The organism is Bradyrhizobium sp. CCBAU 45384 (assembly GCF_028128665.1).
Lineage (GTDB): Bacteria > Pseudomonadota > Alphaproteobacteria > Rhizobiales > Xanthobacteraceae > Bradyrhizobium > Bradyrhizobium manausense.
On sequence record NZ_LBIZ01000106.1, the window covers coordinates 1 to 14,199 of the forward strand.

Below are 14,199 nucleotides of genomic sequence, written 5' to 3' on the forward strand. Positions count from 1 at the left end.
AGCACGCTCCCGCTGCACCGCTCCCGGCGCCGGCCGCGACACCGGCTCGTCCGGCCGCAACGCCAACACCTCCGCCGCCCGCGGCCCCTGCGGCTCGGCCGGCGCCCACGGCAACGCCAACCCCGACGCCCACGCCGACACCCCCAGCGCCGGCAGGTCGGCCGACGCCGACCCCAACCCCGACGGCCACACCGACGCCCGCAGCGCCGGCAGGCCGGCCGACGCCGACCCCAACCCCGACGGCCACACCGACGCCCGCAGCGCCGGCAGGCCGGCCGACGCCAACTCCAACCCCGACGGCCACACCGACGCCCGCAGCGCCGGCAGGCCGGCCGACGCCGACTCCAACCCCGACAGCCACACCGACGCCGTCAGCAACGCCAGCGCCTGGCGCGACGCCGCCGGGACGCCCCGGCGCTCCGCCGGCCGCAGGAACAACGACTCCAACCCCGGCTCCAACGGCAACGCCGGCGCCCGGTGGCGCAACGCCAGGACGCCAGGGTGGAACGCCACCCGCGGGCGCACCCGCTGCCGGAACGGCGCCTGCTCCCGGAACACCGCCTGTGGCACCGCAGGCGGGCGCCGCGCCGCGTCCCCCGGCGCCTCCGCCGGGCGTTGCAGCTCCGACAGTCGTCCCTGCCTCGCCGGCCGCGGCTCCGCCGCCCGACAAGGCTCAATACGCACCGCCGACGGTTACGCCGGCGTTCCGTGCAGCGCCGGCAGTGGCCGCTCCGCTGCCGCCGCCGCCGCGCCCGCAGCAGCGTGACCTGACGCCGCTCGCCTTCGGCGCGGGCGTCGTCGCAGGTGCCGTGATCGGCGCCACCATCGCCGACTACCGCAACCAGCGGCAGGAGATCGTCGAAGGCGGCCGCACCGTCTACACCGAACCGGATCGCATCATCATCCGCGACCCCGGCGGTCAGGAATATGTTCGCGGCAACGATCTCTACCGCTTCCGCTACGGCGCCCGCGACATCCGCACCGAGACCGTCGGCGGCGAAACCCGCACCGTCGTGATCCGTCCCGATGGCAGCGAGGTGATCACCGTGGTCGGTCCTGATGGTTCGCTGCTGCGCCGTATCCGCAGGGACCCCGGCGGGCGCGAGGTCATCATCATCGACAACAGCTACCGCGATCCGCGGTCGGTGGGCGGCTTCTATGTCGACGTGCCGCCGCCGGTCGTCAACATTCCCTACGATCGCTACATCGTCGACGCTCAGGAGGCGACGCCTGATGTGATCTACGAGACCATGGAAGCACCGCCGGTGCAGCGGATCGAGCGGCGTTATTCGCTCGACGAGATCCGCTACTCGCCGAACGTCCGCATGGCGATGCCGAGCATCGATGTCAACACGATCAATTTCGAGACCGGATCGTGGACCATTCCGCCGGATCAGGCGGCGCGGCTGCAGGTGATCGCCGACGGCCTCAATCGTGCGATCCAGCGCAACCCGCGCGAGGTGTTCCTGATCGAGGGACACACCGATGCGGTCGGCAACGACGTCGACAATCTGTCGCTGTCGGATCGCCGCGCGCAGGCCGCGGCCGAATTGCTGACGCAGCAGTTCGGCGTGCCCGCCGAGAACCTGACGTCGCAGGGTTACGGCAAGCAGTACCTGAAGGAGCAGACCGACGGTCCGAGCCGCATCAACCGGCGCGTCACCATCCGTCGCATCACGCCGCTGCTCAATGGCGGCACGGCCTCGCTGCCGCCGCCCCCGCCCGGCGTCACGCCGCCGCGCTGAGACGATCGCCACAAAGCAAAATGGCCGGGAGCGATCCCGGCCATTTTTGTTTTGGTTGTTCTCGTGCCCCGGACACAGCAATCGTAGGGTGGGCAAAGGCGCACTTGCGCCGTGCCCACCATTTGCAAGTGGTGGGCACGGCGCGCGAAGAGCGCGCCTTTGCCCACCCTACAAGACTATTCCTTGTCGCTCTCGAGCCGGAAAATCTGCGAGCCTTCGCTGCCGGACAGCAGGCCGGTCTTCGAATAGAGACCGAGCTTGGTGCGCGTATCGGCGATGTCGAGATTGCGCATGGTGAGCTGACCGATGCGATCGGCCGGCGTAAACGCGGCGTCCTCGACCTTCTCCATGCTGAGCCTTTCAGGCGCATAGGTCAGGTTGGGACTCTCGGTGTTGAGGATCGAATAGTCGTTGCCGCGGCGCAGCTCCAGCGTGACCTCGCCGGTGACGGCGCGGGCAACCCAGCGCTGCGCGGTCTCGCGCAGCATCAACGCCTGCGAATCGAACCAGCGGCCCTGATAGAGCAGACGTCCGAGGCGCATGCCGCTGATGCGGTACTGCTCGATCGTATCCTCGTTGTGGATGCCGGTGACGAGGCGCTCATAAGCAATATGCAAGAGCGCCATGCCGGGCGCCTCGTAGATGCCGCGGCTCTTGGCCTCGATGATGCGGTTCTCGATCTGGTCGCTCATGCCGAGGCCGTGGCGGCCGCCGATGGCATTGGCTTCGAGGAACAGCGCGACCGGATCAGAGAAGGTCTTGCCGTTCAGCGCGGTCGGCTGGCCTTCCTCGAAACGCACCACGACCTTCTCGGCCTTGACGACGCAATCGTCGCGCCAGAACGGCACGCCCATGATCGGGTTGACGATCTTGATGCCGCGGTCGAGGCTCTCGAGATCTTTCGCTTCGTGCGTGGCGCCGAGCAGATTGCTGTCGGTGGAGTACGCTTTCTCGGCGCTCATCTTGTAGGCAAAGCCCTGCGCGGTCATGAATGCCGACATCTCGGCGCGGCCGCCAAGCTCGTCGATGAATTGCTGGTCGAGCCAGGGCTTGTAGATGCGCAAGGATGGATTGGTGAGCAGGCCGTAGCGATAGAAGCGCTCGATGTCGTTGCCCTTGAAGGTCGAGCCGTCGCCCCAGATGTTGACGCCGTCCTCCTTCATCGCCGCGACCAGCATCGTGCCGGTCACGGCGCGGCCGAGCGGCGTGGTGTTGAAATAGGTGATGCCGCCGGTCGAGATGTGGAAGGCGCCTGATTGAATGGCGGCGATGCCCTCGTGCACCAGCTGCGTGCGGCAATCGACCAGCACGGCCTTCTCGGCGCCGAACGCTTCCGCCTTGCGCGGGATCTCGTTGTAATCGGCCTCGTCGGGCTGGCCGAGATTGGCGGTATAGGCGTAGCAGCGCGCGCCCTTCTGCTTCATCCAGAGCAGCGCCGCAGAGGTGTCGAGGCCGCCCGAAAAAGCGATGCCGACTTTTTCACCCTTGGGCAGGCTTTTCAGGATCGTGGTCATGGGGCTTCCAATCGGGGTTTCAAGGGGCTGATGTGAGGGTGAACGTGACCGCGCGAATATCAAATTTCGCACGCCTCGGCACCCATTTAATGGCTTCAGATCGAGGGTGCGGGACCCGTCTTGCGGCCGAACAGGCGCTTGCGGAGCCGATAGGCGGGCATGTTCAGCCGGGTCAGTGCGGCATCGACCGCCTCGTCCGAGAACCGGGTCCGCGGCCAGCGGTAGACAAGCGCGAAAGTGAACCAGATCACGACGAAGGTCACGAGGCCGGCGGTTGCGACATCGGTGAAGAAGTGGCCGCCAAAGGCCATGCGCAGGCCGCTGGTCACGGCGCCAAACACCACCGCGCCGGCATAGGCGAGCGGCCGCCAGGCCGGAGGCGCCAGCGCGGCGGGGGCCAGCGTCCAGAATGCCGTCGCACCCTCGCCCGAGAAGAACGAGCAATTGCGTTCGCAATCGCCGCGCGGATCCCACCACGCCACGAATTGCTGATCGCCGGCAAACTCGGTCACCACCACCGGGCGCGGCCGGCCCCAATAGGTCTTGAAGGTGAGGTTGGAGAGAATCACGGCCGACATGATGATCGTGACCAGCAGGAACACGATCGCGCGTCCCGACACCATCAGGGGGCGGTCGGGCCTGATCATCTTGACCACGAGCGCGACCAGCGACGGCAGCACGAACACCCAGGAGACCCACATCGCAGCATCGCGCGCGATGGCGGCCCATTCATTCAGCTTGAGCGGAAAGGATTTGGTTTGGGGATCGAAGAACAGCGCGGCGAGCTTGAGATCGAGCTCGGGATAAAGGCCGAAAACGACGCCGATCACGAGCCACAGCGCCAGGGTGATGAAGAGTCCAGTCCGGTTCATGGCGCGCGGTTTAGCGGAGTGGGACCGGGATGGAAACCCTGGATTCGGCTGCGGCGAGCGAGCGATCGCGATGTTACGGCAATGCTCCAACAACGTCGTCCCGGCGGAGGCCGGGACCCACACCGCGAGGTCTATCGACAGGAACTCGATAGCGGTACCGGACGACGAGACTTCGCCAAATATCTCCCTGGGGGTATGGGTCCCGGCCTTCGCCGGGACGACACTGAATGTTTGGCGCGCAGCTTCGCATCATTCCTACACTCCGCAAGTCACCGCATATCCGGCCTTGAATTCGACGGGAGCGGCGGAGGCGGCCGGCGCGGGGCCGGCGGGATGCGCCAGGCGCCGGCATTGCGGCCGGCGATCAGCCAGTAGACAACGCCGGCGACGATGCCCGCGCCGGTCATGATCTCCAGATGCCGGCGCACGATACCTTCGAACTGGAACGTATCGGGATGGAACGGGATGAGGCCGAGATAGCAGGCGAGCCCGACCAGGCCGCCGCCGACTGCATAGGCGAGCGCGCTGCGGATATAGAGCGCTTCCGTGATCGCCACGATCACCGCCGCCGGCACCAGTGCAAAACCGGAGACGAAGATGAAGCCGAAGCCGAGCAGAATGTCGATCGTGCCCTGATCGACAGGACCGGCTCCGAGATCGGAGAACTCAGGAAACAGCAGCGCGCCGACGACGATCATGCCGCCGACGAAGCAGGCGGCGAGAAAGCCGATGAAGATGACGATGAGGCGGCCGATCAGGGACATCTGAGAGCCCCCTTGAGTATCACCGTCATTCCGGGTTCGCGCTGCGCGCGCCCCGGAATGACGAACTCAAAACATAAATGGCCGGGACAAGCCCGGCCATGACGAGCATCGAGGGCATTGCCATTGCTAATCCGTCATCGCCATGGCGCGCAGCGCCTGGCGCTCGCGGGCCGAGAGCTTTTCCGTCTCCGACTTGAGCTGGCCGCAGGCGGCGAGGATGTCGCGGCCGCGCGGGGTGCGCACCGGCGAGGAATAGCCGGCGTTGAAGATGTATTCGGAGAATTTTTCGATCTGGTCCCAGTCCGAGCATTCATAGGCGGTGCCAGGCCAGGGATTGAACGGGATCAGATTGATTTTGGCGTGAATGCCCTTGAGCAGCTTCACCAGCAGCTTTGCATCGTCGAGCGAATCGTTGACGCCCTTGAGCATCACATATTCGAAGGTGATGCGGCGGGCGTTCGAGGCTCCGGGATAGTCGCGGCAGGCCTGCAGCAGTTCCTTGATCGGATATTTGCGGTTGAGCGGCACCAGCTCGCTGCGCAGCTCGTCGCGCACCGCATGCAAGGAGATCGCGAGCATGACGCCGATCTCCTCGCCGGCGCGCACGATGTTCGGCACCACGCCCGAGGTCGACAGCGTGATGCGGCGACGAGAGATGCCGATGCCTTCATTGTCGCCGACAATGAGCAACGCATCGCGCACCGCGTCGAAATTGTAGAGCGGCTCGCCCATGCCCATCATCACGATATTGGTGACGCGGCGCGTGCCGTCCTCGCGGTCAGCCCAATCATTCAGACGATCGCGCGCGACCATGATCTGGCCGACGATCTCGCCGGCGGTGAGGTTGCGCACCAGGCGCTGCGTGCCGGTGTGGCAGAACGAGCAATTGAGCGTGCAGCCGACCTGCGAGGAGACGCAGAGCGTGCCGCGATCGGTCTCGGGGATGTAAACGCATTCGACTTCATGCGCCTTCTGAACGACGTCGCCGCTCGGCAGGCGCAGCAGCCATTTGCGGGTGCCGTCGTTGGAGATCTGCTCGGCCACGACTTCGGGCCGGTCGACGGTGAAATGCTGCGCGAGCTCGGCGCGAATGCCCTTCGAGATCGAGGTCATGTCGTCGAAGCTCTGGGCGCCGCGGAAATAGAGCCAGTGCCAGAGCTGCTGCACGCGCATCTTGCGCTGTGCTGGCGCGACGCCGATCTCGCCGAGACGGTCGGCAAGTTCAGTGCGCGACAGGCCGATCAGCGACGGCTTTGCCGGCGGCACATAGGTTTCGAGCGGAGTCTTCTCCACCAGGATTGCGTTGTGCGGCTCGGTCGTCGGTTGCATTGATGGGCCTAATGGGTTGGTCGTTCCGGGGCTCGAAGAGCTGAACCTGGAACCTCGAGATTCCGGGTTCGATGCTGCGCATCGCCCCGGAATGACGGAAGAGATCTGGAACTGGCTTTATATAGCAACCGGAACCGCCGATTGCGACCGTGGCAATTACTTAGCCTTACCGCCGGCAATCCTGCGCGATCTTGTCGAGGGCCTGGGCGAGACCCTTCAGCGAGAACGTATCGGTCGTCTCCGTTCCCTTGGCCGAGACGCCCTTGACCACGAGATCGGCGGATTTGCGCATGGCCTCCACCATCCGCTCCTCCTCGGCCGCGTTCTTGATCCAGAGGCCGTCGCCCTGCGTGTACATCGCGAAGGAGGCGCCGCCGACCTCGACGGTCGATTCCGAGCCCGGCTTCAGCGCGTAGCCGATCATCACCGAGACTTCGTTGTTCACCTTCTCGGCCGGCCGGGTCGAGACGAAGGCATAGGCGGGGTCGCGCGGCCGGTTTGGCGGATTTGTCTTCGACGAGGAAGGCTTTGCCAGCGCAAAGCAGACCTTCTTGCCGTTGGGTGTCGCCGCATAGGCACCCCAGGTGCCGAATTGGCCGATCAGCGTCGGCTCCGCGCCACCGGCGACTGCCGCTGCAGGGGCGGCCGGCTTGCTCTCGGGCTTGGCGGCCGTCTTTGCTTCAGTCTTGGCTTCGGACTTGGCTTCAGTCTTGGCGGCTGGTGCCGCTGGCTTGGCCGCCGCCTTCGGCGCCGGTTGCGCGGTTTGGGCGCGCGCGGATTCACCCAACCCCCACGCCGCCACGCCAGTCATCAAAGCAAAAAAGAGCGCCCGCCACATGCTGGAGTGGTTCCCTCAATATTGTGACTGGAAGATGGCCCGGCGGCGATTTGTCCCCGCGCAGGGATAACCGGGAAAGTCCAGTTTGGGAAGGCAGTTAGCGGGAAACCACGGTTAGCTTTTGGACCGCGCGGCGCGCTGTTCCGCCCATTGCGCATCAGTCCATCGCAACAGGTCCTCGGCCCCGGAACTGCGCAAATGCGCGCCTCCGTCGATCACCACCATCTCACCGTTGATGTATCCGGCGCGATCCGAGACCAGGAAGCTGGCGAGGTCGGCAAGCTCGCTATGCTGGCCGACGCGTCCCAGCGGGTTGCGGGTGGTCCAGCCTTCGTCGCGGCCCTCGGGGCGGAGCTGCCCCGACGCGCCCGGCGTCGGGAATGGCCCCGGCGCGATCGCGACGGTGCGGATGCCCTTCGGGCCCCATTCCACCGCGAGGCTCTTGGTCATCGCCAGCACCGCCGACTTCGCCATCGCGGACGGGACCGTGAAGGCACGGCCGGTGATGGTCGAGGTCGAGAGGATCGAGAGCACGACACCATGGTGCGCACCATCGATCCAGCGCTTGCCGGCAGCGAGCGTGCAGTACATCGCACCATGCAGCGTCGGCGCCAGGATCGCATCGGCCGCGCGGAACGACAGATGCTCGCTCTGCGCGATGAAGGTCGCGGCGGCGTTGTTGATGAGGATGTCGAGTGGCGCCTCGCGCCAGATCGCGTCCATCATCGCGTCGACCGCGGCACCATCGCGAACGTCGCATGCGATGGTCGTGACCTTGCCGCCGGTCTCTGCGCGCATCTCGCTCGCGGTCGCTTCGAGACGGTCGAGCTTGCGGCCGCAGATCACGAGCTCGGCGCCCAGGCTGAGGAAGCGGCGCCCCATCGCAGCACCGAGGCCCGAGCCGCCGCCGGTGACGAGGATGCGCTTGTCCCTAAGCAGACCTGTTTCAAACATCGTTTGAATCCTCGCTGTTTCCGCTTGCTCCGTCATTGCGAGCGTAGCGAAGCAATCCAGACTATTTCCGCCGGACGGACTCTGGATTGCTTCGCTGCGCTCGCAATGACGAGGATAGGCCGAACATAGCCTCAGACAAAGAATCCGGATTGTCCGGTCGCGGCAAATCCGGCAAAACCGGCCCAACTATAATTCCACTCGAAACGCCCCAGTACTTACTTCTCAAGAAGGTGTCGCCATGAAAGCCATCCTCTGCTCGCAATATTGCCAGCCCGACGATCTCGTGCTCGCCGATGTGCCGGATCCGGTGGCTGGTCCCGGCGAGGCCGTGATCGCGATCAAGGCGGCGGCGCTGAATTTCTTCGACATCCTGATGATCCAGGGCAAGTACCAGATCAAGCCGCCGTTCCCGTTCTCGCCCGCCGCCGAAGTCGCCGGCGTGATCGAGAGCGTTGGACCCGGCGTGACTGATCTCAAAGTCGGCGATCGCGTGGTCGCCTCGTGTGGTCACAACGGCGCGCGCGAAAAGATCGCGCTGCCGGCAGCCGGTATCGTGAAGATTCCCGACAATCTCGATTACGACCGCGCGGCCGGCATCATCATCATCTACGGCACCGCACTGCATGCGCTGGAGGATCGCGCCAGCCCGAAGCCGGGCGAGACGCTTGCCGTGCTCGGCGCTGCCGGTGGCACCGGCCTTGCCGCGTGCGAGCTCGGCAAGCTGATGGGCCTGAAGGTGATCGCCTGCGCCTCGTCCGAAGAGAAGCTCGAATTCGCCAAAGCGCACGGCGCCGAGCTGACGCTGAACTACGCCAAGGAAGATCTGAAGGAAGGCCTGCGCAAGCTCACCGGCGGCAAGGGCGTCGACATCATCTTCGATCCGGTGGGCGGTGCGTATGCCGAACAGGCGTTGCGCTCGATCGCCTGGGAAGGCCGTTTCCTCGTCATCGGCTTTGCAGCCGGCGACATTCCGAAGATGCCGCTGAACCTGGCGCTCTTGAAGGGCTGCGATATCAGAGGCGTGTTCTGGGGCGCCTGGACCCGGCAGAATCCGGAAAAGAACCGCGCCAATCTCGAGAAGCTGGTGAAATGGACGGCGGAAGGAAAGATCTCATCGCATGTCGACCGCACCTTCCCGCTGGCGCAGACCGCCGACGCACTGAAGGTGCTGGCGGGACGCCAGGCCATGGGTAAGGTGATCTTGCATCCGTGAGGTGACGCAATAGCGAAGACTACCCCCGCAAGTCGTCCTGGCGAAAGCCGGGATGACATTGGCGTGTGTTATCGCGCGTCCACTCCCTCTACGCTGTGCTCGAGCGCGGCGCCGTGTGGTTGAACCTCCCTCAACCATCACCGCCGAAATTGCGGTGCATTCCCCCGCGCCGCCCCAATCAAACCCAACTTTTTCCCGATTCGCGCAAACCGCCGTCGTTTTTTGGGCTGATTCAAACTGCGTTTTACCGGTTCCATTTGCGGGACACTTCTGGACAAAAGCAAGAAGACTGAAGCCGGGAATGCCCCTGCGTTGCGTAGTAATGGGGAGCATCACCATGGAGACGACGGCGCATCGCCCGTCGAAGGAGTCGAGGGCGCTCGACTCCAATCGAGCCGCATCACATCCGCCAACCGCGTCCTTTATCCGTGCTCGCGCCGCGCGGGCTGAACTTTCACAGGACGATCCAATTCCACTCTTCTTGTCCGATCCGCTCGGTGCGCCGGACCCACGCGAATATGCACCGGTGGAATTGCGCTCCAGATTTGTCCCGCGTGTTCTCGCGGCCGTTCTGGCGGCATCCACCCTGGCGGCTCTGGTCACACTGTTTCAGTCCGACTTTCGCGGCCTCTTGGCCGCCAATGCCGGTCGCTGGGTGGGCATCGCGGAGCAGGCCATGGCGTCGACCAGCCCGCCGGCCGTACGGCAGATCCCGCTCGAGCATCCGGTCCGCGTGACCGACACCAAGCTGGCGAGCGCCGACACCCAAGACCTCCCTGCACCGTCAACGCCGAGCCGCGAAGCGATCGCGACCGCCTATCAGTCGGCGCTGCAAGCCCAGGCACCCGCACCCGTCGCTGCGCCGCCTGCGCCCCCTGCGCCCGTCAAGACGCTCGACGCCGACACGCTGGCCGGGCTGATGACGCGCGCGAAGAGCCTGTTGAGGATCGGCGATATCGTTGCGGCCCGTCTGCTGCTCGAACGCGCGGCCAATGCGCAGGATGCAACGGCCGCGTTCCTGCTGGGACAGACTTATGACCCGGCCGTGCTGGGCACCAGCGACGCGCGGAGCATCGCCGGCGACGCGGCCGCCGCGCGCGACTGGTACCAGAAGGCCGCGGCGCTCGGATCGGCGGAGGCGGGGCAGCGCCTCGCCCAGTTTCGCAATTAGAGCTTTTTAGAGGACATCATGCGTAACGCTTTGAAAATGGCGGTTGCCGCCATCATGACCATCTGTGCATTCGCGGCACGCGCCGAGCAGACCGAATACGATCCGGCCAAGGTCTCGGACGGACTGAAGGCCATCTTCCAGTTCGGCTCGACCTCGACCAAGCAGTCGTTGAACGCCAACACTGTCACACTGATCACCGGCACGATCGGCGGCACCTATGTGCAGTTCGGCGCCGATCTCGCCTCCGTGCTCGACGACGGCAACAAGATCCGCGTGCTGCCGATCGTCGGCCGCGGCTCGGTGCAGAGCGTGGCCGACATTCTGTTCCTGCAGGGCGTCGATCTCGGGGTCGTGCGTGCCGACACGCTCGACTATCTCGAACGCAGGGGCTTTGCCAAGGATATCAAGAAGCAGTTCACCTATGTGACCAAGCTCTACAACGAAGAGATGCAGGTGATCGCGCCGAAGTCAGTCGCGACGCTCAAGGATCTCGAGGGCAAGACCGTCAGCGTGGACCTGCCCAACGGCGGCACCTTCGTCACCGCGCTGACCGTGTTCGAGCGGCTCGGGATCAAGGCCAAGTTCGTCTATGTCGAGCAGCGCATCGCGATGGAGAAGCTGAAAGCCGGCGAGATCGACGCCGTCATCGTGGTCGGGGGCAAGCCTTACAAATCGGTCTCGAACTTCGCCAATGACGGACGCTTCCATCTTGCGGGGGTCGATTATGCAAAGCCGCTCCAGAGCGACTATCTGCCGGCGACGCTGAACGCCAAGGACTATCCGAACCTGATCAAGGAGGGCGAGACCGTGGACACGATCGCGGTGCCCGCGGTGCTTGCCGCCTATAATTGGGCCCCGAACACCGAGCGCTATCGCAAGCTCGCACTGTTCGTGGACGCCTTCTTCACGAAATTCCCCGCGCTCCAGAACCCGCCCTTCCATCCGAAGTGGAAGGAGGTCTCGCTGGCGGCCCCCCTGTCCGGCTGGAACAGATTGCCGGTGGCACAGCAATGGCTCGACAAACATGGCATCGAGCCGGTGACGCGGCAACGCTTCGAGGCATTCCTGAAGCAAACCCCCGCGGCCGCGAAAGTGACCGACGCAGAGAGGGAAACGCTGTTCAGGCAATTCCAGGCGTGGGACGCGGAGAAGGCGCGGGCGGAGAAGAAGTAGTGGTGGGGCGCGGTGGGTGGTGGAATCTCTTTCAGAGTCGTCCTGGCTATCGCCAGGACGACATAGGGACGGCTACGCGGCCTCCCCCTCATCCACCCCACGCTTCAATGCAGCGCGCGCCGCTTCGCGGTGCTCTGGCGTGATGTGGCTCGCGACCATGCGAATGGCGGTGGCGAGAATGGCGGCGTCATCGGTGAAGCCGAGCACCGGCATCACGTCGGGGATGAAGTCGAACGGCAGGATGAAATAGGCGATCGCACCCAAGAGCGACGCCTGGACATGGCGCGGCGTCTGCCGGTCGAACGCGCAGTAATAGGCCGCGAGCAGATCTTCCGTGAACGGCAGATGCGCGGCGACGCGCTTCAGCTTGCGCCAGAAGCGGCGGCGCACGCTGTCACGATCTTCCGCGAGCCGATCCGCCGGCTCGAAGCCGACGCTGTGTTCGGCAGCCATCTTTCCCAAAACTCCCGCTTACGGCGGCGCGACCGAAGGCCGCATCCGGTGACGATCACAAGATGGGGATGCGGCCCGGACCCGCAAGACGTCAGCCCTGCGTCAGCTTGGCAATCGCATTCATCGCCGTGGCAAGCTCGATGTCGAGCTTGGTCAGACCGCCGGCGTCATGGGTCGACAGCACCACCTCTACGGTCTTGTAGACATTGCGCCATTCCGGGTGGTGATCCATTTTTTCGGCTGTTAGCGCCGCCCGGGTCATGAAGCCGAAGGCCTCGTTGAAATCCCTGAAGACAAAGGTCTTCCCGATCCCTTTGCCGTCCTGGACCTCGGCCCAGCCGGGGAGGGTGCCCAGCGCCTGCTTGCGGGCGTCCGCCGATAGACGTTCTGCCATGATGACCTCCGTTTCAGGGGAACTTTACCCTAACACCGTGCTTACGGTCCGGGTTCACCTTGGATTTGGCCGATCCGCTAACCATGACGGAGATGTAACCCCGGCGGACAAGAAATTTGCTACAATTGCGGGCGTAAATCGCCGGCCAAGATGAAACTGAGCCTGAAGCGCCTGTTTGGGAGATCGATGACCGGGGATTCAAACCTGGCTGAAGCCCCCTCTCCGCCTTCGCCGCGATCCGCGGCGCGGAAGACCGCGCTCGTGTCTCTGGCGCTGGTGCTCGCCATCATCGGCGCGCTCGCCGGCGGCTACTATTTCGCAATGCGGCCGGTGACCTTGAAGATCGCGGTCGGTCCCGCCAACAGCGACGACGTCAAGGTGGTCCAGACGCTGACGCAGGCCTTTGCGCAGAGCAAAGGTTTTGTGCGGCTGCGCCCGATCCAGACCGACGGTGCCACCGCCAGCGCCGAGCAGCTCGCCGAAGGCAAGGCTGATCTTGCCATCGTTCGCGGTGATCTCGAGGTCCCCAAGAACGCGCAAGCCGTCGCAACGCTGCGCAAGAATGTCGTGGTGCTGTGGTCGGTACCCGGCAAGGGCAAGAAGAAGGGCGCGAAGATCACCAAGATCTCGCAGCTCGCCGGTCACCGCGTCGGCGTGGTCGGCCGCACGGCGGCCAACGTCAATCTGCTCAAGGTGATCCTGCAGCAATACGGCGTCGATCCCGCCAAGGTCGAGATCGTGCAATTCCCGGCGACCGAAGTGGCCGAGGCGATCAAGGCGGAGAAGGTCGACGTCTATCTTGCGGCCGGCCCGGTCAACAGCAAGATCACGGCGGATGCGATCGCCACCTCCGCCAAGGATGCCGGCACGCCGACTTTCCTCGCGATCGATTCGGCCGATGCCATCGCGCAGAACCATCCGGTCTATGAAGCCGCGGAAATTCCCGCCGGGACCTATGGCGGCTCGCCCGATCGTCCGGAGGACGAGGTCAAGACCATCAGCTTCGCGCACCACATCGTGGCGCGCAAAGGCCTGTCCGAGACCACGGTTGCGGCCTTCACCCGGCAGCTCTTCGCCGTGCGCCAGCAATTGCTGACCGACTTCCCGCAGGCCGCCAAGATCGAGACGCCCGACACCGACAAGGACGCGGTGATCCCCGTGCATCCGGGCGCCGCCGCCTTCGTCGACGGCGAGGAGAAGACCTTCCTCGACAAATACAGCGACTATATCTGGTGGAGCCTGATGGCGCTTTCGGCCATGGGCTCGCTCGGCGCCTGGTTCGCGGGCTATCTGAAGAAGGACGAGCGCGACAATAACAGCCATTTACGCGAACGCCTGCTCGACATGCTCACTGCCGCCCGCAAGAGCGAGACGGCCGACGAGCTCGACCAGATGCAGACCGAAGCCGACGATATCCTGCGTGACACGCTGCGCTGCTACGACCACGGCGCCATCGAGGAAGGCGCGCTGACCGCCTTCAACATCGCGCTCGACCAATTCCACGCCGCGGTCGCCGACCGCAAGGCGGTGCTGGCCAGCCTGCCGCAAAACCTGCAACGCGCCGGCGCGCAATTCCGGGCCGCCGGCAACGCATAGACGTTTGCGCCCGTAATTGCCGCGTCACATTGGCTCAATATAGCTTCCACCGTCATTCCGGGGCGCGCAAAGCGCGAACCCGCAATCTCGAGATTCCGGGTCTGGTCCTCAGGGTCGCATCGTGATCCCTTCGGACCATCCCGGAATGACGGCGCCAAATGTGCGCGAGACCGCTAGCCAGCG

The 14,199-nt window shown here is 64.9% G+C and carries 13 protein-coding genes; 5 read left to right on the forward strand and 8 right to left on the reverse strand.

Going from position 1 to position 14,199, the window contains the following annotated elements; translation table 11 throughout:
* A partial coding sequence (locus XH80_RS16710) for an OmpA family protein (protein WP_271599516.1) occupies window positions 1-1,745 on the forward strand: 1,745 nt, incomplete at its 5' end.
* 176 nt (window positions 1,746-1,921) lie between these two features.
* Here XH80_RS16710 and argG read toward each other — a convergent pair.
* The 6 genes from argG to XH80_RS16740 all read right to left on the reverse strand — a co-directional run bounded on the left by argG (window position 1,922) and on the right by XH80_RS16740 (window position 8,016).
* A complete protein-coding gene (gene argG, locus XH80_RS16715) occupies window positions 1,922-3,259 on the reverse strand; it encodes an argininosuccinate synthase (protein WP_271599517.1) in 1,338 nt (445 codons plus the stop codon).
* A 95-nt stretch (window positions 3,260-3,354) separates the two neighbouring features.
* Window positions 3,355-4,131: a phosphatase PAP2 family protein gene (locus XH80_RS16720; protein WP_271599518.1), complete on the reverse strand. Its 777-nt coding sequence runs from the start codon at window positions 4,129-4,131 to the stop codon at window positions 3,355-3,357.
* 269 nt (window positions 4,132-4,400) lie between these two features.
* Window positions 4,401-4,895: a hypothetical protein gene (locus tag XH80_RS16725; RefSeq protein ID WP_271599519.1), complete on the reverse strand. Its 495-nt coding sequence runs from the start codon at window positions 4,893-4,895 to the stop codon at window positions 4,401-4,403.
* A 126-nt stretch (window positions 4,896-5,021) separates the two neighbouring features.
* Window positions 5,022-6,224, reverse strand: coding sequence for a 23S rRNA (adenine(2503)-C(2))-methyltransferase RlmN (gene rlmN / locus XH80_RS16730; RefSeq protein ID WP_271599520.1), 1,203 nt, complete (start codon window positions 6,222-6,224; stop codon window positions 5,022-5,024).
* A 166-nt stretch (window positions 6,225-6,390) separates the two neighbouring features.
* Window positions 6,391-7,062 (reverse strand): invasion associated locus B family protein, encoded by a 672-nt coding sequence (locus XH80_RS16735; protein ID WP_271599521.1) that lies wholly within the window; start codon window positions 7,060-7,062, stop codon window positions 6,391-6,393.
* A gap of 114 nt (window positions 7,063-7,176) precedes the next feature.
* On the reverse strand, window positions 7,177-8,016 hold the full coding sequence (locus XH80_RS16740; RefSeq protein ID WP_271599522.1) for an SDR family oxidoreductase: 840 nt from the start codon (window positions 8,014-8,016) through the stop codon (window positions 7,177-7,179).
* 238 nt (window positions 8,017-8,254) lie between these two features.
* Between XH80_RS16740 and XH80_RS16745 the strand changes: the two genes are divergently transcribed.
* The 3 genes from XH80_RS16745 to XH80_RS16755 all read left to right on the forward strand — a co-directional run bounded on the left by XH80_RS16745 (window position 8,255) and on the right by XH80_RS16755 (window position 11,573).
* Window positions 8,255-9,229 carry an NADPH:quinone oxidoreductase family protein gene (locus XH80_RS16745; RefSeq protein WP_271599523.1) on the forward strand — a complete coding sequence of 325 codons (975 nt, stop codon included), beginning with the start codon at window positions 8,255-8,257 and terminating at the stop codon, window positions 9,227-9,229.
* A 337-nt stretch (window positions 9,230-9,566) separates the two neighbouring features.
* Window positions 9,567-10,400: a hypothetical protein gene (locus XH80_RS16750; RefSeq protein ID WP_271599524.1), complete on the forward strand. Its 834-nt coding sequence runs from the start codon at window positions 9,567-9,569 to the stop codon at window positions 10,398-10,400.
* A gap of 18 nt (window positions 10,401-10,418) precedes the next feature.
* A complete protein-coding gene (locus XH80_RS16755; protein ID WP_271599525.1) occupies window positions 10,419-11,573 on the forward strand; it encodes a TAXI family TRAP transporter solute-binding subunit in 1,155 nt (384 codons plus the stop codon).
* 72 nt (window positions 11,574-11,645) lie between these two features.
* On the opposite strand, the gene XH80_RS16760 is transcribed toward XH80_RS16755, so the two are convergent.
* Together XH80_RS16760 and XH80_RS16765 are read right to left on the reverse strand one after the other, a co-directional pair.
* A complete protein-coding gene (locus XH80_RS16760; protein ID WP_220003569.1) occupies window positions 11,646-12,026 on the reverse strand; it encodes a YkvA family protein in 381 nt (126 codons plus the stop codon).
* Window positions 12,027-12,117: 91 nt separating this feature from the next.
* Window positions 12,118-12,420, reverse strand: a complete 303-nt coding sequence (locus tag XH80_RS16765; protein ID WP_057740564.1) for a 4a-hydroxytetrahydrobiopterin dehydratase — start codon at window positions 12,418-12,420, stop codon at window positions 12,118-12,120.
* Between the two features lie 150 nt (window positions 12,421-12,570).
* Between XH80_RS16765 and XH80_RS16770 the strand changes: the two genes are divergently transcribed.
* Window positions 12,571-14,016, forward strand: a complete 1,446-nt coding sequence (locus tag XH80_RS16770; RefSeq protein WP_271599526.1) for a TAXI family TRAP transporter solute-binding subunit — start codon at window positions 12,571-12,573, stop codon at window positions 14,014-14,016.
* Window positions 14,017-14,199 lie beyond the last annotated feature (183 nt).

Coding starts and splice junctions, on each gene's coding strand:
- argG (WP_271599517.1), bottom strand. CDS start 3,259: ATGACCACGATCCTGAAAAGCCTGCCCAAGGGTGAAAAAGTCGGCATC.
- XH80_RS16720 (WP_271599518.1), bottom strand. CDS start 4,131: ATGAACCGGACTGGACTCTTCATCACCCTGGCGCTGTGGCTCGTGATC.
- XH80_RS16725 (WP_271599519.1), bottom strand. CDS start 4,895: ATGTCCCTGATCGGCCGCCTCATCGTCATCTTCATCGGCTTTCTCGCC.
- rlmN (WP_271599520.1), bottom strand. CDS start 6,224: ATGCAACCGACGACCGAGCCGCACAACGCAATCCTGGTGGAGAAGACT.
- XH80_RS16735 (WP_271599521.1), bottom strand. CDS start 7,062: ATGTGGCGGGCGCTCTTTTTTGCTTTGATGACTGGCGTGGCGGCGTGG.
- XH80_RS16740 (WP_271599522.1), bottom strand. CDS start 8,016: ATGTTTGAAACAGGTCTGCTTAGGGACAAGCGCATCCTCGTCACCGGC.
- XH80_RS16745 (WP_271599523.1), top strand. CDS start 8,255: ATGAAAGCCATCCTCTGCTCGCAATATTGCCAGCCCGACGATCTCGTG.
- XH80_RS16750 (WP_271599524.1), top strand. CDS start 9,567: ATGGAGACGACGGCGCATCGCCCGTCGAAGGAGTCGAGGGCGCTCGAC.
- XH80_RS16755 (WP_271599525.1), top strand. CDS start 10,419: ATGCGTAACGCTTTGAAAATGGCGGTTGCCGCCATCATGACCATCTGT.
- XH80_RS16760 (WP_220003569.1), bottom strand. CDS start 12,026: ATGGCTGCCGAACACAGCGTCGGCTTCGAGCCGGCGGATCGGCTCGCG.
- XH80_RS16765 (WP_057740564.1), bottom strand. CDS start 12,420: ATGGCAGAACGTCTATCGGCGGACGCCCGCAAGCAGGCGCTGGGCACC.
- XH80_RS16770 (WP_271599526.1), top strand. CDS start 12,571: ATGAAACTGAGCCTGAAGCGCCTGTTTGGGAGATCGATGACCGGGGAT.